This window comes from Parabacteroides sp. AF14-59 (genome assembly GCF_003479515.1).
In the GTDB taxonomy this organism is placed as follows: Bacteria; Bacteroidota; Bacteroidia; order Bacteroidales; family Tannerellaceae; genus Parabacteroides; species Parabacteroides faecis.
In genome coordinates this window covers 52,414-74,869 of record NZ_QUHH01000012.1, presented here as the reverse complement: position 1 = coordinate 74,869, position 22,456 = coordinate 52,414, and the positions used below count along the sequence as shown (strand labels likewise).

The 22,456-nt window shown below is 40.8% G+C and carries 16 protein-coding genes; 6 read left to right on the top strand and 10 right to left on the bottom strand.

Translation table 11 applies throughout. The annotated features are described in order from the left end of the window. Positions 1-144: 144 nt before the first annotated feature. Positions 145-399 (bottom strand): type B 50S ribosomal protein L31, encoded by a 255-nt coding sequence (locus tag DWW23_RS14100; RefSeq protein ID WP_007659112.1) that lies wholly within the window; start codon positions 397-399, stop codon positions 145-147. 221 nt (positions 400-620) lie between these two features. On the opposite strand from DWW23_RS14100, the gene DWW23_RS14095 reads away from it, so the two are divergent. Both DWW23_RS14095 and DWW23_RS14090 read left to right on the top strand, forming a co-directional pair. Next, on the top strand, positions 621-1,619 hold the full coding sequence (locus tag DWW23_RS14095; protein ID WP_122353921.1) for a class II fructose-bisphosphate aldolase: 999 nt from the start codon (positions 621-623) through the stop codon (positions 1,617-1,619). A 160-nt stretch (positions 1,620-1,779) separates the two neighbouring features. Further along, on the top strand, positions 1,780-2,319 hold the full coding sequence (locus DWW23_RS14090; protein ID WP_122353920.1) for an RNA polymerase sigma factor: 540 nt from the start codon (positions 1,780-1,782) through the stop codon (positions 2,317-2,319). 93 nt (positions 2,320-2,412) lie between these two features. On the opposite strand, the gene DWW23_RS14085 is transcribed toward DWW23_RS14090, so the two are convergent. Together DWW23_RS14085 and DWW23_RS14080 are read right to left on the bottom strand one after the other, a co-directional pair. Then, positions 2,413-4,371: a RagB/SusD family nutrient uptake outer membrane protein gene (locus DWW23_RS14085; protein WP_122353919.1), complete on the bottom strand. Its 1,959-nt coding sequence runs from the start codon at positions 4,369-4,371 to the stop codon at positions 2,413-2,415. A 29-nt stretch (positions 4,372-4,400) separates the two neighbouring features. After that, on the bottom strand, positions 4,401-7,589 hold the full coding sequence (locus tag DWW23_RS14080) for a TonB-dependent receptor (protein ID WP_370449273.1): 3,189 nt from the start codon (positions 7,587-7,589) through the stop codon (positions 4,401-4,403). Between the two features lie 62 nt (positions 7,590-7,651). Here DWW23_RS14080 and DWW23_RS14075 point away from each other — a divergent pair, with 62 nt between their 5' ends. After that, positions 7,652-8,878 carry a FecR family protein gene (locus DWW23_RS14075; protein WP_122353917.1) on the top strand — a complete coding sequence of 409 codons (1,227 nt, stop codon included), beginning with the start codon at positions 7,652-7,654 and terminating at the stop codon, positions 8,876-8,878. 478 nt (positions 8,879-9,356) lie between these two features. Here DWW23_RS14075 and DWW23_RS14065 read toward each other — a convergent pair whose 3' ends face one another. Further along, a complete protein-coding gene (locus tag DWW23_RS14065) occupies positions 9,357-10,760 on the bottom strand; it encodes an MFS transporter (protein WP_122353915.1) in 1,404 nt (467 codons plus the stop codon). Positions 10,761-10,770: 10 nt separating this feature from the next. Continuing rightward, positions 10,771-12,744 carry a hypothetical protein gene (locus DWW23_RS14060; protein WP_122354011.1) on the bottom strand — a complete coding sequence of 658 codons (1,974 nt, stop codon included), beginning with the start codon at positions 12,742-12,744 and terminating at the stop codon, positions 10,771-10,773. Positions 12,745-12,887: 143 nt separating this feature from the next. Here DWW23_RS14060 and DWW23_RS14055 point away from each other — a divergent pair, with 143 nt between their 5' ends. Then, positions 12,888-13,508 carry a DUF4923 family protein gene (locus DWW23_RS14055; RefSeq protein ID WP_122353914.1) on the top strand — a complete coding sequence of 207 codons (621 nt, stop codon included), beginning with the start codon at positions 12,888-12,890 and terminating at the stop codon, positions 13,506-13,508. A 138-nt stretch (positions 13,509-13,646) separates the two neighbouring features. Here the strand turns inward: DWW23_RS14055 and DWW23_RS14050 are convergent, their stop codons facing one another. From DWW23_RS14050 to DWW23_RS14030, 5 genes are all read right to left on the bottom strand, one after another. Continuing rightward, positions 13,647-14,435 (bottom strand): hypothetical protein, encoded by a 789-nt coding sequence (locus DWW23_RS14050; protein WP_122353913.1) that lies wholly within the window; start codon positions 14,433-14,435, stop codon positions 13,647-13,649. A 13-nt stretch (positions 14,436-14,448) separates the two neighbouring features. After that, positions 14,449-15,225, bottom strand: a complete 777-nt coding sequence (locus tag DWW23_RS14045) for a hypothetical protein (RefSeq protein WP_122353912.1) — start codon at positions 15,223-15,225, stop codon at positions 14,449-14,451. Positions 15,226-15,497: 272 nt separating this feature from the next. Next, the gene (locus tag DWW23_RS14040) at positions 15,498-16,169 is read right to left on the bottom strand and encodes a YitT family protein (protein WP_122353911.1); all 672 of its coding nucleotides are present in this window, start codon (positions 16,167-16,169) and stop codon (positions 15,498-15,500) included. Positions 16,170-16,844: 675 nt separating this feature from the next. Further along, positions 16,845-18,965, bottom strand: coding sequence for an HRDC domain-containing protein (locus DWW23_RS14035; protein ID WP_187576721.1), 2,121 nt, complete (start codon positions 18,963-18,965; stop codon positions 16,845-16,847). A 114-nt stretch (positions 18,966-19,079) separates the two neighbouring features. After that, positions 19,080-20,678: an aspartate:alanine exchanger family transporter gene (locus DWW23_RS14030; RefSeq protein WP_122353909.1), complete on the bottom strand. Its 1,599-nt coding sequence runs from the start codon at positions 20,676-20,678 to the stop codon at positions 19,080-19,082. Between the two features lie 124 nt (positions 20,679-20,802). Here DWW23_RS14030 and truA point away from each other — a divergent pair, with 124 nt between their 5' ends. Both truA and DWW23_RS14020 read left to right on the top strand, forming a co-directional pair. Next, on the top strand, positions 20,803-21,555 hold the full coding sequence (gene truA / locus DWW23_RS14025; RefSeq protein ID WP_122353908.1) for a tRNA pseudouridine(38-40) synthase TruA: 753 nt from the start codon (positions 20,803-20,805) through the stop codon (positions 21,553-21,555). Between the two features lie 3 nt (positions 21,556-21,558). Then, positions 21,559-22,455: a DMT family transporter gene (locus DWW23_RS14020; RefSeq protein WP_122353907.1), complete on the top strand. Its 897-nt coding sequence runs from the start codon at positions 21,559-21,561 to the stop codon at positions 22,453-22,455. The last annotated feature ends 1 nt before the right edge of the window (position 22,456 follow it).

Below are 22,456 nucleotides of genomic sequence, written 5' to 3'. Positions count from 1 at the left end.
GGAAACGACCGGTTACTGTGTCATAATCAATCATGCTTGCAAATGTAAAAATAATCTTTGATAAAATAAAAAAGGCAACGAATCTGTTCGCTGCCTTTTTTATAAATTCATTTGAATTGTCGGTTGACTCAGGTCAACTTCCAATTATTTTTTGTTGCGGTTACCGTAACGGCTCATGAACTTATCAACACGTCCTGCTGTATCCACCAGTTTAGACTTACCAGTGTAGAACGGGTGAGAAGTGTTAGAGATTTCGACCTTTACCAACGGATAAGTAACACCGTCAATTTCGATAGTTTCTTTTGCATTGATAGTTGAACGAGTGATAAATACATCTTCGTTTGACATGTCCTTGAATACTACAGGACGATAGTTTTCAGGATGAATTCCTTTTTTCATTGCTTCTTTATCTAATTTAATTTATACTCTTATTAGTTTGGTAACCGGTAAATTGGCTTGCAAAGGTATGGATTTGCTTCAAACTAACAAAGAATTTCCAACTATTTTTTATTGTGGAACTACTTTTGTGTTATTTTTATATGCTTAAAAGCATAAAGTTTTCAGAGAGTTCTTATCTTTGTGCAGGATTTTCAATCATTAACGTAATAATATATACTACAATGGTAAATTACAAAGATTTAGGTTTGGTAAACACTAGAGATATGTTTGCTAAAGCCATCAAAGGCGGATATGCAATTCCGGCTTTCAACTTCAATAACATGGAACAGATGCAGGCTATCATCAAGGCTGCTGTTGAAACAAAATCTCCGGTTATCCTGCAGGTATCTAAAGGTGCTCGTCAGTATGCTAATGCAACTCTGTTGCGTTACATGGCTCAGGGTGCAGTTGAATATGCAAAAGAATTAGGCTGTGCAAATCCTCAGATTGTTCTTCACCTGGATCATGGTGATACATTTGAAACTTGTAAGAGCTGTATCGACTCAGGTTTCTCTTCTGTAATGATTGACGGTTCTCACCTGCCTTACGAAGAAAACGTAGCTTTGACAAAGAAAGTTGTTGACTATGCTCATCAGTTCGATGTAACAGTTGAAGGTGAACTAGGTGTATTGGCTGGTGTTGAAGACGAAGTATCTTCTGACCATCACACATATACTGACCCTGAAGAAGTGATCGATTTCGCTACTCGCACAGGTTGTGATTCTTTGGCTATCTCAATCGGTACTTCTCACGGTGCTTACAAATTTACTCCGGAACAGTGCCACATCGATCCGAAGACTGGCAAGATGGTTCCTCCTCCATTGGCATTCGAAGTATTGGACGCTGTAATGGAAAAACTTCCGGGATTCCCTATCGTTCTTCACGGTTCTTCTTCTGTTCCTGAAGAAGAAGTTGAAACTATCAACAAATACGGTGGTGCTTTGAAGGCTGCTATCGGTATTCCTGAAGAAGAATTGCGTAAGGCTGCTAAGTCTGCAGTTTGCAAGATCAACATCGACTCAGACTCTCGTCTGGCTATGACTGCTGCAATCCGTAAGACTTTCGCTGAAAAACCGGCTGAATTCGACCCGCGTAAATATCTGGGTCCGGCTCGTGACAACATGGAAAAACTGTACAAACACAAAATTCTTAACGTTTTGGGTTCTGACAACAAACTTTAATCCAGGTTACAGATTATATATAGAAAGCCACTCTGCATTTGCGGAGTGGCTTTTTTATTTTTTGTCCTATTTTGTTGTGTAAATATAAAATTAAGTATTTTATTATTTGTAAGTTTGCATTTGAATATTAAGGTTTTACATGACAACTGGCAAGGTATAAATGAAGCAGAAAATTAGTGAGTTCGATAAATGGTATGAACAATACGTTGATGAGTTGTTCTCGTATGGAATGGCATTTGGTATAGAGAAAGAATATGTGCTGGATGTTATACATGATATTTTTTTGCATTTATACGAATCGGCAGATAAAATAGAGATAACGGATAATCCTAAGTTTTATCTGCTTCGCTCTCTGAAAAATAGAATTATATCTTTTAAACAAAAGAGTTCGAACTTGTTAAGCCTTGACGACAATGTGAATTATGATTTTCAGATAAAGGTGGATGCCCTTGCATTAATGGAAGACGAGGAGGAGAGGCTGGCTTATGAAGAGCAACTGGAAAGTTTATTCGGTTTATTGACGAATAAACAACGTGAGGTGGTCTATCTGCATTTTATGCAGGATTTGAGTTATCAGGAAATTGCGGAAATACTTCATATAACGCCTAAAAGTGTACGCAAAATTATTTATCGCGCATTGGAGCGTATGCAGGATGGAGTGGCTCCGCTCTGGCTGGTGTTTATTTTTTTGGTAGAATAGTATATAGTATAAGGAATAAAAAAAGGGTAACCCGTCACGAGTTACCCTTTCGAATTAAAAACTCACCTGTAGTTTCAGTCTATTTATTGGTCTTTATTCATCCCAGAATGGTGCTTGAACAAGCGTAGGGTCTTTATCTATTTCTTCCTGATAGATAGGATACCAATAGAATTTACGTTCATAAACACGTTTGATGTATTGTTTGCGGACAAAGAAAGCCTTATCGTTATTTGGATCATCAGATAATTCTGTTCCGCCGAAGTTCATACCATACATCGGCTGGTTTAACACTTCTTCTGCTTTTTTCCATCTGCGCAGGTCGAAATAGCGGATACCGTTTTCACAGCACAATTCTACACGGCGTTCGTGGTAAATAGCCTGTCTGACTTCTTCCTGTCCGTTTAAAGTAATTTTGTTGAAACCATTGCTATCGACTCCGGTTCCGTATTGTGGAACACCGGCACGTTCACGAATCAGGTTCAGATATTTTAAAATATCCGGATTTCCAGGATCTGCCTCATTCAATGCTTCGGCATAGTTCAGGTAAGCTTCACCTAAACGATAAAGGATTCCCGGACGATATGGGTGGATACCGTCACGTTGATTCTGTTCCAACGATACCTTTTTGCGGTTCAGATAACCAGCCTGCGGTGCATCGTGCGTAGGCCCTCCATCTTGTTCATTAGACATCATTTGTACTTCACGGTTAGCCTGGTGATACCATTGTCTGTTCCACATAACAGTCAAATAGAAACGAGGCTCGCGGTTTACATACATATTATATGTACCTGCCGCTGCAACCTGGTTGTAAGTGTTACCGTCTGTACCAAGAGAATCTATTGTTGCTCCCGGGCAGTTACGGTACAGATTGTATTTTGTTTTACGGATATCCGGTTCGTTTGAGAAGCCTCGTTCTGTATAACCGGACTTATCGTTGATAACAGGAGAAGCATAGCTGCCTTTATAGCCGGTGATGGGTAATGATCCGTCCTTCATAGAGAATGCATCAACTAAGTTTTGGTAAACTCCCAAACCACCGTTGCCGGATGCTCCGCGCGGAGTTGCGTGTTTTTCAAATTCACTATAGTTGCTGTCTGCACGTATGAACAATGCTTCCGGATTCTGGTCTCCACGTAAGAACAATACATTATAGCATGACATGAATGGGTCAATACTTCCGTCTGCATTATATGCATATACCAGCCCATGACCGGCAGCATGAGCTGCATCAATCAATTCTTTACAAGCATCCGCGGCACGTTTCCATTTTGTAGCATCATATGTCTGACTGAAACGATCTTTACCGTCATAATTCTTAAAACCTTTATACCAATCGTTGCCATTGACCAGCGGGCTGGCTGCAAACAATAACATGCGGGCACGAACAGCAAGACACATAATTGAAGTTGCGCGTCCGTAAAACTGTGTCGATTCGCTTACCCAAGAAGCCGGCAATTTTTTAGATAAGTCGATTAACTGTCCGTCGATCCAGTCTACCATTTCGTCGAAAGGAACTTGGCCACGCATTAAAGTCGGGTCGTTTACATCCGCCAGTCCGTCGAAGAAGGGAATACTACCGTAGGCTTCGAGCGTCATCCAATAATAATAGGCGATCAGAAAACGACATTCATTTTTCATTCTTTCAACCTTTTCTTCCGAAACTCCCTGGTCTGGAAGTGCATGCGCATTTTCAATGAATAAATATGCGGAACGGATACGTATCGGGCATGAATTCCAAAGAGCAGCGTCCCAGGACGAATTGGTAAACCATTGTCCGATTACAAAATTCAATGAATTTCCCCACCATTGATACCAGCGTTGAGAAGGATCGAGATCGTCTCCCATAGAGTCATAACCATAATCCCTCAGCAGACCCCAATAAGGATCGGGAATTTTGTTATAAACACCGGAAAGCCAGTCTTCTGTTCTGGTTTTATCATTAAATACCATTTCTATCGTCAATGTATCGTCCGGTGCATTGTCTAAATAGTCCGAACAACTATTGAGAGATAAACCTAAAAATGATAGGCCTATATATTTGAGTAGTTTCATCTTTTTTGTGTTTTATAATTATAACTCTATTAGAAATTAACATCCAATCCGAAAGAGAAAGATTTCATAATCGGATATTTTGCTCCGTTTGCAGTATCCAATTCCGGGTCCCAAAGGTCGAACGCTGAAAATGTCAGAAGGTTAGAGCCTTTTGCATATACACGGATGTTGGCAAGGCCGATCGAATTGATCCAACGTTTGGGAAGTGTGTAACCAATTTCTATATCTTTCATGCGGAGCATGCTCATGTTACGTAACCACCAGGTTGAATTCTGGCTGTTGTTTGTGTTTGCACCATAGCTCAGACGTGGATAGAAAGCATCCTGTGTTGGATTTTCCTCAGTCCAGCGGTCGTTATAGTTAGTCAGAATGTTTCCTATAGAACCTTGAGACGAACCTGGTAAGAAATTAGAAGCAACACCTCCGACGAAACGGTAAGTCCGACCATTTCCTTGGAAGAAGACATTAAAATCTACATTCTTATAGCGTGCTGTAGCTCCGAAACCATAAACAATTTCTGGGTTGACTGTTCCGCCCATTGCTTTTTCGTCTTTACTTGTGATCGCACCGTCACCATCGACATCGACATATTTGATGTCACCGGGGCGTACTGCGCTGAACGTTTGTGAAGGTATACCTTCTTTCAGTACTAATTCTCCTTTATCGTTTGTAGTGAAATCGTCGTCTGTAAATAATCTTTCTGCTACAAGACCGAAAAGTTCATTGACAGCTCTTCCCGTACGTTGTCGGTTTGTACCGATAACACCCATCGCTTCATCCATTTCGATAATCTCGTTGTGTGCGTAAGTGAAAGTTCCGCGGAAGCCGATATTCAGGTCTTTATTTATCTGTTTGTTGTAAGTCAATGAAAGATCCACACCGTTGTTGTTTACCTTTCCGTAGTTGGCCCACGGTGTTTTACGGAAACCGGCGGCAGAAGGAATATTGTTACGTTGCATGAAGATATCCCGACGCTGTTCTTTGAACCAGTCTATCTGTAAGTCTAAGGCGTTCCAAAGACCTAACTCTACTCCGACATTCAACTTTTCAACAGTTTCCCATGTCAAATCCGTTACACCGAATTCACCTTCAAAACGGGATGAACGGTTGTAATCGTTGTTGACTCCCCATTTATAGGATCCGTCCGTATCGATTGTGGGTAAGAAAGCGAATCGGCGTCCGTCTAATTGATCATTACCGGTCAACCCCCATGATGCACGGAATTTGATTTTGGAGAAAGTTTCTTTGAACTGTTCCATGAATTTTTCTTCTGAGAGCATATAGCCGACAGCTACAGAAGGGAAGAAGCCGAAACGATGTCCTTTCGTAAAGTTTTCCGAACCATTGTAACCGAAGTTGAATTCGGCGATATAACGGTTGTCAAAAGTATAAGAAGCACGTCCTGCAATACCCATACGGCGGAAAGGAACAATATTACCATCCTGGTAATCACGCTGGTTGTAGAGGAACATAGCTCCGACAGTATGTTTTTCATTAAACGTGCGGTCATAAGTGATATTTCCTTCCAGGTAAGTTGCTTTGTTACCCCATGCAGATTCACTTTTGCTATCCAGAAATTCTTGTCCGTCTGTGCTGACAGTCAGGATCAAGTCACCGGTTTCCGGGTCTCTTCCAGTTGCCGGATTATAGTAAGTCGGTGTTTTTGATCGTTTAACCCATGAACTGGAGTAACGGTCGAAAGAAAAAAGTCCTTTAATCTTTAAACCAGGAGTAATAAATTTTAGGTCTTGTTCGATAGAAAATAAGGATTCGACTTTTGAATTGGTAGTTGTCTGATAGCCATGTTGTGTGGCTTCCGCCCAAGGGTTATGACGTTCTGTTACACGTACATCGCGTCCACCGGAATACTGGATCGGGTGGTAGAAAGGAGGTGTATCGAATGCATAATTCCATATATCCTGACTACTGACTGCCATTCCGTTCTGCTCCTGTAAATATCCGCCGATACTAATACCGACGACAGTTGTTTTCGTTACATTGATGTCTACATTTGAACGGATGTTGTATTTGTTTAAGCGTGTTGATGAGTCCCAATTTTTGCTTTTATCGGTCACAAAGATACCACGTTCGCCATAGTAGGATGCAACCAATGCATAGCGGAGAATATCGCTACCACCCGTGATAGTCAAGTCGCCTCGTGTATTTGAAGCCATGTCTTTAGAAACGGCATCCAGCCAGTTTACGTTAGGATAAAGCTCCGGGTCGACATTGTTGAGGTAGTTATTGATCTTTTCTTCTCCGTAGAGCGGATTCGGGTTTCCGGCATCCATATATAATTCATCCATCAATGAAAGGTAGTCAGCCGATCCGATATATTTAGGAAGTTGTGTAGGTTGTGTAAAACCTTGTTCGAGGTGGAAATTTACTTTAGGCTTACCTAATTGACCTCTTTTGGTCTTAACGATGATAACACCATTCGCTCCTCGTACACCGTAAACGGCACTGGCTGCAGCATCTTTCAATACAGAGAATGATTCGATTTCTGCTGCAGAAAGGTCATCCAGTGTACGTTCTATACCGTCTACCAATACCAGCGGTTGTATACCTGTTCCTTTGAAAGAAGAAATGCCACGAATCCAGAATTCGGAACCGTCAGACCCTGGTTCACCGCTACGTTGTACAGCGATCACACCGGCAAGTTGGCCTGCCAAATTGTTGGAGACAGCGCGGGTCGTTCCTTGTTGTAACTGGCTTGGTTCGATCGTAGTAATAGATCCTACTACAGATACTTTTTTCTGGGAACCATAACCTACAACAACTACTTCATCCAGGTTATTTGACTCTTCAGACATGTTCACATTGATGTTGATCTGGTCTCCAACTTTGATTTCCTGCGCTTCGAAACCGATGTAACTGAAGACAAGTACAACATTTTTATCCGGAACATTAATGAAGTAATTACCATTAATATCGGTAGTTGTACCCGTTGTAGTTCCTTTTATAAGGACGTTGACACCAGGGAGTGGAATTTGTTGAGCATCTCTTACTGTTCCGTTGATAGAGATACTTTTTTGTTGTTGTGTTTCTCCCTTTCGTATAATCATCACCTGTCTGTCGTTGAGAACATAGGTCAGTCCTGTGTTCTTCAGAATTTCAGATAAGATTTGGTCAATTGTTTGAGATTGGATATTAATGCTTACATTTTTACTTAGTTCTAGACGAACTAATTCAAGGGGAGGGTATCTTATTAACCCTATTTAACAAATAAAATGGGGCCAAATCAGAGTGTTTTTTGTCTTATTCAAAATTGATAATAAAAATGAATAAAAAACAACATATAAAAACGATTGATCAGTTAATACATGACGATTCTTTTATTCTTTGGTGCCTGTTTCCTACGGAAAAGCTGGAACAGGTGTGGATTGATGACTATCTTACACTTTATCCGGAAGAAAGAGAAAATATAGAAAAGGCTAAGCAAATGGTTCGTTTACTAAAATTGAATAATAGTAAGTTGTCATCCTTTGAAAAAGACTCTCTCAAAAAGAACATTACCAAAGATTTGGAAAAACGCAGAAAATCAAGGCAAATCCGTTTGATATGGCAATATGCAGCAGCTTGTATTCTTATTGTATGTACATTAGGTTCATTATATCTGATCAATAAAGAAAATGTGTTTCAAGGAGGAGAGGCTCTTTCCCTGGTAGACGATATCCAGTTGGATACTGATCAAACAGAGGTAGAGCTCCATTTGGCAGAAGAAAAAATGGAAGTTGCGGATAATGCTACTATTCTAGTTGATCAACAAGGAAAAATCAAGGTTGCAGATAAAAGTAATAAAAATGTGGAGGCTGTAGACAGTGAAAGTTATGCGGAAAACAGGGAGGAAAAGAAAATTCATATGAATCTGTTGAGTGTGCCTAAAGGACGTCATTCTTCATTGATTTTACCGGATGGCACGAAAGTATGGGTAAATTCTGGTACGGTAGTTCAATTCCCTGAAATCTTTGAAAAAGAGAAAAGAATGATTTATGTGGAAGGAGAAGTTTACCTGGAAGTCACCAAAGATGAATCTCGTCCATTTTATGTCAAAACGAATCAAATGGAGGTTAAAGTTTTGGGAACATCATTTTGTGTTGTAGCATATAATGATGAAAATTATCAGTCCGTCATACTAAAAGAAGGAAGTGTCGCCGTCGAAGGAAATAAAGGTGGAAAACAAGTCATAAAACCTAACGATCTTTTAGTTCTTGAAAACGATCAAATATCTGTTAAACAAGTGAATGTGTACGATTATATTTCATGGATAGATGGTATCCTTCAATTTAATGAGAAAAACTTGGGTGAGGTATTACGTAGTATTTCACGTTATTATCGCGTTCAATTCAGTTGTCCTTCCGATATAGAACAGATAAAATGTTCAGGGAAGTTGGTATTGTTTGATAATATGGATCAAGTGCTTCAAACACTTCAGAAAACATTATCAATTTCATTCCATCGCAAAGATAATTTAATAGAAGTAAATAGTATTAATAATCAAAAATAAGTGCCTATGAATAGATAAAACATGTCGTAATTTAGTATTGTATCAAAACAATAGACCATTGTGTTGTTAACAAGTGAAATTTTAATATCAAGGAAAAAAATTATTATATTATTATGGAATATCTAAAAATTAAAAGAAAAATACACGCCGTTTGTGTGATGTTGTGTTTGCTTTTTACTGTGAATTCATCTCTTTTAGCGGAGTTGTCCTATGCACAAGCTACACGTTTGTCTTTGGAGTTGTCAAATGTAGCTATCAGTGATGTTTTCGCGTCTGTAGAGAAAAATAGTGAGTACGTATTTTTTTATTCTGACGGAGTTCGTCTAGAACTAAGTTAATTTTGAAATTCTATACTAATTGATTGTATGGGTTGAAAAATAAGGAATTGGTTGAATGAGACTTGTTTTTCAGTCATCTTGTGTTTGTTTTATTTCTCAATAAAAATATTAGTTAATAACTGGTGCTATATCATCAATTCTCATTTAAAACTTTTTAACGGTCGCGGTTGTGAGATCCTTAGACAACTGACTATTGCAGCTACAATTGCAAAACCTGTAGCTAAATATAAACATGCTTGCGTATTATTGTTTGGAACCAGATTGAATATCATAGCGACCAATGTGGCACCCAGAGTCTGCCCCAGTAAACGGGCTGTTCCCAACATACCACTGGCTCCGCCGCTCCGGTTGGATGGGGCGGATGAGATAATGGTACTGTTGTTTGGGGTCTGGAAAAGTCCGAACCCAGCTCCACAGATAAACAGACGCCATACTATATCCATGTCTGTCGGATTTTCAGGTAGAATGGCTAGTAAAAAAAGACCTGCTGCGAATATCGTCATGCCGATGCCACCCAATATGCCCGCATGAATCCGTTCCACCAAGCGTCCGGCAAGGGGAGCCATGATCATGGTAGCCAGCGGCCAGGGAGTCAGGAGCAATCCTGTTGTCACATCACTGCGTCCCAACGAGCCTTGCAGAAAAAAGGGGAGGGATATCATTGCCAGCATCTGTCCGGTGAAGGAACAGATCGATGTGCCGATCGACATGGAGAAGATCGGAATACGCATCAGGTCGACCGGAAGTAACGGAAACTGCTGTTGCAATTGACGGCGTACAAAGAAATAACCGATCATGAACAAAGCAAGGACTCCGGCTATGATCAATGTTGTGCTCTCTTTGTGAGCAATACCTTCCAGCGAGAAAATAAGCAGGCCGAAGGTGACTGCGTTCATCAGGCAACTGAGTTTGTCGAAACGGCGTCCGGTTACTTTCACCGGATTGTCAGGCAGATGCATCAGGCCGATAATGAGTGCGGCGATTCCGATCGGAATATTAATGGCAAAAAGCCAATGCCATGAACCCAGCGAGAGAATGATTGAAGCGATCGTTGGTCCGGCTGCAATCGAGACGGCAACAACGAGGGCATTGATCCCCATGCCACGACCGAGGAAACGTTTTGGATAAATGATCCGGAGCAGTGCTGTATTCACGCTTGTGATGGCTGCTGCCCCGAATCCCTGTAAGATACGGGCTGCTGTCAGCATCCAGAACGAATCGGCGAGGGCGCAGATGGCAGACGTGATGCTGAACAGGGCGATCCCTGATAAGTAAATCTTCCGGTAACCGTAAATATCTCCCAATGAAGAGAAGGAGAGAAGCGAAATGGTGATCGCCAGCTGATAAGCATTGACCACCCAGATCGTTACGGACGGTGAAGTTCCCAGGTCGCGGGCTATTGTCGGTAAAGCCACATTGGCGATGGTGCCGTCTATCACAGACATTCCAACGCCCAAGGCTGTGGCTAATATGGCCCAGTAACGCTTGGGTAACGGTAATCCGTCGTTCTCATTTACAGTTATGGCGTGATTTTGTAATATCATTTGATCGTCATTACTTAATAACTTCTCTTACCGCCTCCAGCATTGGTTCGACTGTCAGCGGGCTGCCGGTAGCCAGTATTATCCACTGGTTCGGTGTCAGACATCCCTGTCGGAAAATGCGTTCGACCTCATTGGCAAAATCCTTTCCTTCCAGATACTGATCGAGTTGGAATTCGATGATCTGTCCGAATGCATAGGCTGATAAGTACAGCGGATAACTGATCATATGTGAATAAACAGCCAATACGGTTTCGTCCTTTACTCCGAAAGCAGGAGCATAATATTTGTTCCATATCTCTTTTGACAGCGCGATGGTTGCTTCTTTCAGTTGCTCCGCAGTAGCATCCGGATGGGCATACATCCATTTCCAAACAGAAATATCCAGCATGGAAACACCGCATATTTCATACATACTCCAGATTTTATCCAGTACATCCATTGCTTGCTTTTCTGGATTGGGATCGGTGATACCTAAAATTTCAAGATCACGTTTCTGAAAAACAAAAGCCAACGCTTCGGTGAAAGCTGTGTTCGGAACGCCATGCAGCATATAATAATCCACGTCATAGAGCGATAGGGTCTGTTCCACATTATGTCCGAATTCATGAATAGCAATATTGTATCCTTTATAATTCATCCCGGAAGAAGGGATACGGGTACGAAGACGTGATTGCTGTCCTTTCATCGATGCTCCCCATGCGTGACCTGAACCACGAGCAGCATCGACCGTGATCTTATCAGCCAGATAATTAGCACGTTCGGCACTGAATCCCAGTTTTATCAGAATGTCCGGTAATTTCTTATCCAATGTCGCTGCATCCGGGTAAAGAGCTTGCGTTTGTGCATCCAGCTTGGTTTCATCCAGGTTACTGCGAGCCTTAAAACCATCGTACCAGATATCGTAAGCTTCCAACTTACGTCCCAGACGTTTTGAGATCATTTTACCGACTTCTTTCAGTTCGGGGGCAGAAAGGAATTCGTCAAACAGTTTTTCGACATCCTGTAAAGCAACTTCCATGTCATCGTTGAATTTACGGTCGATATAGGTATCTCCTGTGTATTTATCGATACCTTGCATGGCTTTGAAATTATTCAGCATCTTCTGGTAACGGATAGTCGATTCAGGAGTCGACTTGATCTCTTTTCCGTCCTTCCTGATCGTGTTTGCATACGGATCCCATTCATAGGCTCCTGAGTTGATCACTTCGACCGGTATTTCCTGCGATATGATGCGTTTCATTACTTCGTAAACTGTGCGTTGTTTATCCAACCCTTCTTTCCCTTTGTTATAATTGGCTTTAATCTCGTCACGCAGGTTCCAGTGTGATAACAGGACCATGTCTTGCGGAAACAACAACTGTCCTTTTTTGTTTGCCACGTGTCCCATATAAATATTGTATTGGGAAATATAAATATCGGCATCGCTTTCTGCGTTTGAAGCTGCTTGTTTCAAAGGAGCAGGGATACGTTCGGTGAACAGATCGCCCATACGTGCATAAGCCCATGCTTTACGATCAGTGCCGAGTGCCTCTTTTTCTTCGAGGGTCAGATGGGGAAAGTTCAGGGCTATGATAAAGGCGATTTTATTATCATATAAGTCGTCGCTCAGGTGACTGGACGGACTGTACGAACCGAACTTTTCATCGATAGATAGCAATGGGCCGTTATCCAGATGCAGGTTCTTTTGAAGCCGAAGGGACATTTCATTGAAATGCCCGTCGATAGTTTCCATATAATCACTGATTTTAAGAAATGTCTGGTATTTCACCTCCGGATCGGTGATATAGTTTGTTTCACAGAATGTCTGGAAAGCAGCGTTGTCACCGTCTGTTTCCAGCCAGAGACGGGCTACCTGGTTAACTCCTTTCTCGATTCCGTTTTTGTTACTGTTGTCTTTTGCGGTTAGCGTGTTAATGGTCGATTGTACGATGGACGGGTCGATTGCCGCTTGTCCGTTCAAATAGGCTAATGAGCAAATAAGCATGATGCAAATGCGTTTAGTTAGATTTTCCATAAGACTCATGTTGTTTAGTTCAATATCTTTTGCTGCGTAAATAAATGTAAGGAACAAATGTAGGGATAATATTTGTATCTTTGTACGTTTTTAAAAAGAGTAAAACTAGAGAAATGAAAAAAGCGTGGGGATTAATGGTTGCTATTAGCATCCTGCTGTCTGTATCCGGTCAGGCATACGGACAATCGTTGAAAGATTTATTGAATTCGTCTGCAGTAAAAGATGCGGTGACTTCCGTGACTGGAGGTAAGAAACTGACTGTTGAGAATCTGGCGGGAACCTGGACGTATACGAATCCGGCTGTTCAGTTGGAAGGTGATAATGCTTTGAAGAATGTGGCCGGAAGTGTTGCTGCCGGTGAACTGGAAAAGAAGCTGAAGACATATTGTGCCAAAGTGGGTATAGTAGAGGGCATGTTCAACTATGTATTCAATAATGACAGTACATTTACGAATGCATTGAAGAAGAAAACCTTAAAAGGTACCTTTTCTGTTAATCCGGACGAAAAAACAGTCGAGCTGAAATATGCTCTAGGCGGAAAACTGAAAGTGACGACTTTGACTGCTCATGTCGTTATCTCCGGCGATGAACTGTCGTTGTTGTTCAATGCCGATAAGTTACTTGATTTTCTGTCGAAGATATCTTCCATTTCCGACAACACCACATTGAAAATGGTGAATAAATTAGCCAGTGAATATGATGGGATGATGCTAGGGTTTGAATTGAAGAAATAACAACCAGAACGGTTTGTGAAATGTGTTGTTCCGCTATCATAATGGTAATGTTTATCGATAGATAGCGGAACAATCCAGTATAATAGCATAATGTTCAACTCAAGACAATATTTATCAAGTCCGAGAACATGCTGGCTTTCAGTTGTTTGATTTTAGAAGTGTTGTGACCGTCAATACTTCCTGAATGTTTTCTGTAGCGTATTGTTCTTTAAATTTCCTGGTTAAATCTTGTGTGATTGAATATTCGTTTTTACTGTTTTCTCCTGCATAAAGAATCGTATAGGAATGGTCGCTACATAATAAACTGATATTTTCCCCATCTTCATTGAATGTACCGTTGGTTGATTCTTCTGATCCATATACAAATACCAGGTCTCCATTAGATAGTGTTTTATACGATAATTTGATTGCAGAATAATTCGGAATGTAATTTTTGATGAGTTCGTCCTGAATCGCTTCTTTTACTGTTTCATCCGTAACATTTATAATGAAATTTGTACCTTGGACATAGAAGTAAGCGTTTAAAGGTAATATGTCAATATAAAATGCCATTGATTCTGTATTGTTATTCCATGTCACCATTACTCCGGATAAAGCCACCTCCCTAGCATGGCAATCATAGCTGAAGTTATTGTTATTCTGGATATCTATTGGAGTTTGAGCATGTATTGAAGGACTATTTACAGAGTCAATATAGATTGTTAGTGTTGATTCTAATTTGAGGGATAATGTGTCGTTTGCGGATATGACTTGTTTATTATTATTGTTGTAATAATAAATTTCAGTTTTCTCGTTTTTAATATTTTTGTCGGGTTCAATCGATGTGTCATCATCCTTACAGCTCCATTCCGCTAGGATCAAAATAAAGAGAAATAAGATTGTGAATAATGTTTTTGTTTCCCGGTATTTGGTATTTATCTTTTTCATATTTCCATATTATTTACTTTATTAATACTTCTGAGGTGATTGATATTTCGTTTATTGTATCCAAAGAGTATTTTGTTTTGAATATACCTGTCAGATCTTGTTTGAGATAATAAGTCGAATTTCGTTTTATTCTGGTAAAGTCTAAATTTAAGTTGTTGTATTGCACATTGATAGAATCTTTTTTCTTGGTAAACGAACCTTCATAATGTTCGTTTTCTACTCCGATTGAACTATATATCAGGTTTCCACTTGCCGTTTCTGTATTTGTATCATAGTATTCATAACTTAACTTGTATGAACAGAGTTCCAGAGGCATATATATATTTCTTACTTCTGTTGAAATAATGTTTTTCAAAGAATCATTTTCAACATCAATTACGCAGGTGTTATTTAATATTTGGTAAGTAGAATCCGTTTGTAAGTTTATATAAAAACGAAACAATTTATTTTCCAGGCTGTTCTTTTCTAAATAATATTCAATTATGACAATGAATCGTGATGCTTCCGTGAAGTTAATGGTGTATTCTCCATTTTTGTTATCTGTGACATTAACGGGATACGAATCTGTCATCGAGTTAAAATAGAATCTGGGATCGTTGATGGAGTTGAGATAGAGTGTAAAGGTACTCCCAATCGATCCGTATATTGCATCATCTGCATTTAGTATTTGTTTTTCAGATTCGTTGAATGAATAATAAATACAATTATCTGTGCAAGAATCTACATCTTCATTGTTACAACTGAAAAAAGCTACAGTTAGTAATAATATGCTTGTTAGTTTATATATCATTAGTATATTGATTAGGTGTGAATTATGTCTGTCCTCAATTTGTTTAAATATTATAGGCAAAGAGACGCAGTTTTTTTCTAAAAAGAAAATATAATCTATGAACGCTTGATTTTCATCGTTGTATCTTTGGTTTCGGACTGTTAAGGAGAATTTGATTTATTGTAGATAGTTAATAAATGAGCCAATGAATATGAAGGAATGATGTTGGGACTTGAATTGTTTAGATTTTAGTTTCCGGCATTTTCAGAGCGATGATCATAAAATTACTTTGTTTATTTTAAACCTGGCAATAACTTGTAAAGCGTTTTTCTTGTCATAATCCTCTGGTTCAGAAAGCTAACGATATATCCCGTTATACAGGCTGCGATAAGCGATCCTTCACGTATCCCTTCGATCCCTTGAGTGAATATAAGTGAAATTAGTATGGCTAAAGTAACTAATGTAACATCGAAATACACCTTGAATTTTCCGAACTCTTTATTATAACAGCGGGATGCATATTTAACAAAAGCTTCGGCACTCATCATGGCTACCTTCGGTTTTATTTCGAGTACGACGCCAACAGACTGAATAAGACATCCTGTGAGTAATAATGCCATTGACATGCCGTAACCGGAAGGCTGCAAATTACTTGTCAGGGCCATATTGAAGTCTATAAAAGCCGAGAATATGAAAGAGAATGGTATCTGAAGAAGAATTTCTATCGTATCCTGTCGGCTTCTGTCTTTTCTGATCAGCCAGAATTGTCCCATGATCAATAAGAGATTCACGATAAAAGTCCACGTTCCCAGCGAGAAGGGAGTATTAAGACTTAGCACATAATTTACACTGGAAATAGGAGTGGTGCCTAAAGCAGAACGTACAATCAATACAATACCTACAGCTAAAAAATATAATCCTAAAATGAAAACCGAATACTTTTTTAATAAATCTTTTATATCCATATTAAATCTCTATTTGCCTGATCTTTTCATTTTTTGTCGTTATGAAAAAGATATACAAAGATCCGGTTTTTTTTATTAAAACGAAATGATCGGGATTGATAAATTGGTGTCAAAATGATAATTTAACATACGAATGGTTCTCCTGTTTGGGTTTGGCATCGGCTGAGGTGTTGTGTACGTCGCTATTAGTGAGTTTATGGTTGATGTTTAGATGCTGTTAGACTTGTTTTGCTATCAAAAAGAACTACTATACTTGTTTCTGTATTTGTTTGTTTTCATATTGAAGCTTAATAGGTGTATTTTGTTATTGTGGAAACGCATGAGACAAGCTCCCTTTTAGATGGGGTAATATGCTATATAGCATAAAAATTGGCCTATTTATACTGCTTGTTTGGAATGAAATCTCGTGTAATTAACAAAAATTTGCTTTAAAATAAAGATCACATCCATTTAAAACGGGAAAAATTTCGTTTTAAACGAATGTGAAATTTGTTTTAAATGAGATTTTCAAAATGACTTATTATTGAGGCGTGTTAAAATATGTATTTGTCAAATCTCTGTAATGTCGTTTTGTAAAATATGTCTGTTTTCGTTTTGCTGTTATTTGTGTCAAAATTTATCGAATATATTTGATATACGATCATAATGATATTTCAAAGAAGATTTGTTCCTCTTTTATTTATTCTTATATTTTTCAACAAGTTCCAACAATACGCCTCCGTAGTTTTCAATTACTTTTTTCCCTATTCCCGGAATAGCCAATAACTCTCTGGAGCTGGTCGGTAATGTATTGACGATACCTAACAGGGCTTTCTGTTGTAGGATCGTGTAGGGCGGTAATCCTTTTTCCGTGGCTAGTTCGTAACGCCAGTTTCTGATGCTGTTGTAAAGATCCGGATGTAAGATATCGCTGGAAACGGTAACCTTTGCCGGTTGTGATGAAGAACGTTCGGAACGCTTTTTGGTCGATGCCGGTGGCTCAATCGATGCTTTTGCTTTGGCGGTCAGATAGCAAACGACAGAGAAACCGTTCTGGCATGCTTTTAATATTTCCTGTTTCTGGTGTAATTCTTCCGTAAATTTACTGATTGCATTGTTTACGGCTTTCCGACTCTCCTTGTTATCTATTTCGACGGCCGAATTTTCTTCCAGAGAAGTACAAAGACTGTCGATATGGTCTATAAAATAAGCCACACCTTTCCGGATGCGTTCTTGTATCGCTTCATCTTCGCGGTAATTCGGATTACCTGTGACCATACGGATTAGTTGCTGTTGGAAGCGTCCTCCGACTTCCGTTATCACGGAACGGAAGGCATCACGGGTATTGGCATATTGTGTATTGAGCTCCGGATATAACTTCTGTAAATGAGTATAAACCATGTAAGCGGCATATTGCAATCGCTGCTGGATACTTTCAAAATTGAAAAGCTCAATGGCGAGTTCCAGGAAATATTGTTGTTGTGCCAGTTCCAACTGCTCTTTTTGCGGTTGCTTCGTGGCGACGGACGATGAAAACTCCTGTATCCGTAAATCTTTGATCATGGCATTACGGGTAATAGGGCTGCTCAATACTAAACCTTCCAATGTTTTGCATCGGCTGAGAGCAACATATACCTGGCCATGTGAGAAAGCGGCCGAGGCATCGATGATGGCGTGATCGAAAGTCAGTCCCTGACTCTTATGGATCGTGATCGCCCAAGCCGTTTTCAGCGGATACTGGCTGAAAGTTCCGGCAATCGTTTCCGTTATTTCTTTAGTCTCCGGATTGATCGTGTATTTGACATTGCTCCAGGTCTCTTTTTCAACCTGTATTTCATTTCCGTCTTCTCCGACAACGGTTATTTTGTTCGGGTTGATAAAAACGATCTTGCCGATTTTGCCATTATAGTACCTGTGTTCACCAGAAGAATCGTTTTTCACGAACATGACCTGGGCACCGCTTTTCAGTTCCAGATGTTGATCGGTCGGGTAGGAATACTCAGGGAAGTCGTTGTTTATTTCTGCCTGAAATGTATATGACTTGCCGGGCAACTCCGCCAGTTTCCGGTTGTTGAGTTGCTGTGCCTGGTAGTTGTGTGTTGTCAGGGTGATGTATCCCTGTCGATCGTCCGGCTTGAAGTCCGGTATGTATCGCTGGTTGAGGCAATGCAATGTATCGTCGTCGAATCTGTTTTCTCTGATGTTATTCAATAGGTTGATAAATGAGCTGTCGTTCTGGCGGTATACCTGTGTCAATTCGATACAGTAGTAATTGCTTTCAGAAAGCGCTTTGCTGTCAAAGAAAAAGGTGGAAGGATAATGAGCTTTCAATAAATTCCATTCATCGTCTTTGGCTACCGGTGCCAGCTGTTGCAGGTCACCGATCAACAGTAACTGCACTCCGCCGAATGGTTTCGTCCGGTCTTTATAGCGGCATAGTACATCGCTGATAGCGTCCAGCAGGTCTGCTCGTACCATACTGACTTCGTCTATCACGAGTAAATCCATGCTCCGGATGATATTGATCTTATCCCGGCTGAATTTATTGGTATAATTGTTACTTTGATTTCCTTCTTTGTTTGCCGAAGGAATGTAAGGGCCAAAAGGTAGCTGGAAGAAGGAATGAATAGTAACACCTCCTGCGTTTATGGCTGCTACACCGGTTGGAGCGACAACGATCATACGTTTGGGAGAAACCTCTTTTAGCTTTTTCAGAAACGTAGTTTTTCCGGTTCCGGCTTTCCCCGTCAGAAAGAGGTGTGTTCCCGTATTCTGTAGAAAGTTGAAGGCCAGGTCAAATTGTTGGTTCATTTGCATTATCATAGATTTATTGTTTATGGTATCTGCAAATGTAAAATAAAAAAACGTGAAAAACGAGCTTATTGGCTAAAAATCAAGCCGGGAAGCCCGTTTTTTTATTAGATACTTTTATCAGGCGATCAGATTTGCGATCAGCTGAATGAATAAAATAAGGAAGACCATTGCAATCGGATAGACCGTCGCATAGGCTATACTTGGAGCCGAACTGTCTGTCATGGAGTCGGCAGCAGCGAGTCCCGGTGTACTGGTCATTCCGCCTGCTATTGTTCCGATCAGGTCGAGAATGTTGATTTTAAATACCCAGTATCCGAAGCAGAGGGCGATAAGCATCGGTACCATCGTGATAGCCATACCGACACCGAATAACGTCCAGCCGCTTTCCTGGAATGTGGATACCAGATTGACTCCCGCCGATGTCCCGACCTCTGCCAGGAATAATAATAATCCTAATTGGCGTAGCAACTGATTGGCGGAACCTGACATAGACCAGACGATCGGTCCGGTTTTTCCGATCGCACTCAACACAAGTGCCACCATCAGGATACCTCCGGTCAATCCCGGGGAGAAAGAGAATGAGTCGGAAAACGACAGGTTCAGTTTCCCGAATAATACTCCTAATACAATACCGGCTGCAATCGGGAAGAAGTCTGTGTCGGAAAGTTTTTTCTCATCGTTACCAAGTACTTGTCCCAGTTCTTTCAGGTCTTCTTTTTCTCCGGCTATCATCAGTTTGTCACCGAACTTCAGCGTCAGATCCGGTTCGGGAGGGAGGTCGATACCGCTTCGGCGGACCCGTGTCACGGTACAGCTGAAAGTACTCTGCAGGTTTAAATATCCCAGTGTTTTATTGATTACGTTCTTGTTGGTAACAAGCATGGACTGAAGTTCCTGCGTGCTGTTGAATGGGAGGTCTTCTTTAATGCGTTCGCCTACCAGTATCTCCAGTTGTTCCAGCGATTTGTCATTACCGACAGCTTTGATCAAATCTCCTTCCTTCAATACTGTTTGTGCTGTTGGAATGGACGTTTTGTCTTTGTGCTTGATACGGGAAATGACAGCTCCCGTCATGCTGCGCAGTTGAAGTTGGGCCAATGTTTTACCGCAGATATTACTATTGATAATACGGAATGCTCCTGTATGCAACGGAGGATATTTGCCTTTTCTTTTGGCCTCCAAAGCCTGGGCTTCAGCATTCAGATCTATGCGGAGTATCTTGGGTAATAATTTGACAAATAGAATCACACCGATCACACCGAACGGATAAGCGATACCGTAAGCGATAGAAGCAGAAGACGATTGGGTGGTATCGATAGCAACGGCCAGACCCGGTGTACTGGTCAGCGCTCCGGCGATCAGTCCGACGATGCTGGGTGTATCGATCCCCAGGGCATATTTGAAAATCAATCCGGTCAGACAGGCTGATCCGATGATGAGCAGAGTCAGGAAAATCAGCGTTTTCCCTTTTGACCGGAAAGAGTCGAAGAACCCGGGACCGGCCTGGATGCCGATGGTAAAGATAAATAGTACCAAACCGAAATTTCCTAATTCTTTTGGAATGATCACTCCAAAGTGTCCGAACAAAAGGGCGATGAAAATAACAGCGGAAACGTCCAGGGAAAGACCTTTGATCTGTATCCTGCCCAGAATAAATCCTAATGCAACGATCAGAAACAAGGCAAAATAAGACGATTGAAGCAATGTTGCAAACATGTCAAATAGTTTTATTGTGTAGATTTGAGAGCGCAAAAGTACACTTTTTTGGACGTATGAGCAATCTCCTGGCGATAATTCTGTTACCTTTGCAGCGAAATATTAAGAAGTAAATATCCTGCGCGTGAATCGGTATTTTATTTATTTAGGTTATAATGGCAAGAATTTCAGTGGTTGGCAGGTACAGCCCAATGGTGTAACCGTGCAGCAATGCCTGGAAGAGGCATTGGCTACGCTATTGCGTCGGCCGGTTCCGGTCGTCGGAGCAGGACGGACGGATGCGGGAGTACATGCCCGGTCGATGGTCGCTCATTTCGATTGGGAAGAACCGATCGACGATCTGGCTTTCCTGGCAGAAAAACTGAACCGTTTGCTTTCGAAAGATATTGCCGTTTATCGTATTGTACCGGTCAGACCGGAGGCACATGCCCGTTTCGACGCCACTTCACGTACATATAAATATTATGTTACGACCCGGAAGGACCCGTTTAATTATGATCTGGTTTACAGGATGAGTGGAAAGCTTGATTTCGGGGCGATGAATGAAGCGTGCAAGGTCTTGTTCGATTATATTGATTTCACCAGTTTTAGTAAATTGCATACGGATGTCAAAACGAACAACTGCCGTATTTACCAGGCCGGATGGGAGCAGGAAGGAGATGTTTGGGTATTTACCGTGCAGGCAGATCGCTTTCTGCGTAATATGGTACGGGCAATAGTCGGTACTTTGCTGGAAGTGGGGCGGGGTAAACTGACGATCGATGGTTTTCGTAAAGTAATAGAGGCAAAAGACAGATGCAAAGCCGGAGGGTCTGTTCCCGGTCATGCGCTTTTTCTGGTGGATGTAACTTATCCCGAAGAATTGTTTAATAGTTAAGATATGTGGGTAGCATTAGCATTTGCCTCTGCATTCCTGTTGGGATGTTATGAGGTGAATAAGAAGATTTCCCTGAACGGGAATGCCGTAATTCCGGTGTTATTTCTGAATACGTTGATAAGTAGTCTTATCTTCGTTCCTTTTATACTTTTATCGTTCTACACAAATGTATTGGACGGTACGATGTTTTATGTTCCGCGTGTTTCGTTTGAAGCACATGTGGCGGTGCTTATCAAGGCGGTGATCGTATTATCCTCCTGGATATCCGGTTATTTTGCACTGAAACATTTACCGCTTACCATAACCGGACCGATCAAGGCTACACAGCCGGTGCTGACACTGGTCGGTGCTATGGTTATTTTCGGCGAACGGTTGAATCTGTATCAGTGGATCGGTGTGTTGCTGTCGGTCGCTTCCTTTTATATGCTTTCATCTTCAGGAAAGAAAGAGGGGATCAACTTTACTCATAATAAGTGGATATTTTTCACGGTGATCTCTATATTGACCGGTGCGATGAGCGGCTTGTATGACAAGCATCTGATGGGGAGTATGGATGTAATGACGGTACAGGTATGGTTCAATGTTTATCAATGTCTGATCATGTTGCCGATTTTGTTGTTGTTATGGTATCCGCAGAGGAAAAAGAGCACTCCGTTCGTATGGCACTGGAATATCGTATTTATCTCCGTCTTTCTGATCATCGCCGACTGGATTTACTTTTATGCCTTGAGTTTCCCGGATTCCATGATCTCGATCGTGTCTATGATACGTCGTAGCAATGTGCTCGTCACTTTCATAGCCGGAGCACTTTTCTTCCATGAAAAAAACTTAAAGAGCAAGGCTGTGGACTTATTCCTTGTGTTGTTAGGAATGATATTCCTATATTTGGGGACGAAATAGA

What these genes read in the sequence shown, in the direction of transcription:
- DWW23_RS14100 (WP_007659112.1), bottom strand. Translation starts at nt 399, where the DNA reads ATGAAAAAAGGAATTCATCCTGAAAACTATCGTCCTGTAGTATTCAAG.
- DWW23_RS14095 (WP_122353921.1), top strand. Translation starts at nt 621, where the DNA reads ATGGTAAATTACAAAGATTTAGGTTTGGTAAACACTAGAGATATGTTT.
- DWW23_RS14090 (WP_122353920.1), top strand. Translation starts at nt 1,780, where the DNA reads ATGAAGCAGAAAATTAGTGAGTTCGATAAATGGTATGAACAATACGTT.
- DWW23_RS14085 (WP_122353919.1), bottom strand. Translation starts at nt 4,371, where the DNA reads ATGAAACTACTCAAATATATAGGCCTATCATTTTTAGGTTTATCTCTC.
- DWW23_RS14075 (WP_122353917.1), top strand. Translation starts at nt 7,652, where the DNA reads ATGAATAAAAAACAACATATAAAAACGATTGATCAGTTAATACATGAC.
- DWW23_RS14065 (WP_122353915.1), bottom strand. Translation starts at nt 10,760, where the DNA reads ATGATATTACAAAATCACGCCATAACTGTAAATGAGAACGACGGATTA.
- DWW23_RS14060 (WP_122354011.1), bottom strand. Translation starts at nt 12,744, where the DNA reads ATGCTTATTTGCTCATTAGCCTATTTGAACGGACAAGCGGCAATCGAC.
- DWW23_RS14055 (WP_122353914.1), top strand. Translation starts at nt 12,888, where the DNA reads ATGAAAAAAGCGTGGGGATTAATGGTTGCTATTAGCATCCTGCTGTCT.
- DWW23_RS14050 (WP_122353913.1), bottom strand. Translation starts at nt 14,435, where the DNA reads ATGAAAAAGATAAATACCAAATACCGGGAAACAAAAACATTATTCACA.
- DWW23_RS14045 (WP_122353912.1), bottom strand. Translation starts at nt 15,225, where the DNA reads ATGATATATAAACTAACAAGCATATTATTACTAACTGTAGCTTTTTTC.
- DWW23_RS14040 (WP_122353911.1), bottom strand. Translation starts at nt 16,169, where the DNA reads ATGGATATAAAAGATTTATTAAAAAAGTATTCGGTTTTCATTTTAGGA.
- DWW23_RS14035 (WP_187576721.1), bottom strand. Translation starts at nt 18,965, where the DNA reads ATGCAAATGAACCAACAATTTGACCTGGCCTTCAACTTTCTACAGAAT.
- DWW23_RS14030 (WP_122353909.1), bottom strand. Translation starts at nt 20,678, where the DNA reads ATGTTTGCAACATTGCTTCAATCGTCTTATTTTGCCTTGTTTCTGATC.
- DWW23_RS14020 (WP_122353907.1), top strand. Translation starts at nt 21,559, where the DNA reads ATGTGGGTAGCATTAGCATTTGCCTCTGCATTCCTGTTGGGATGTTAT.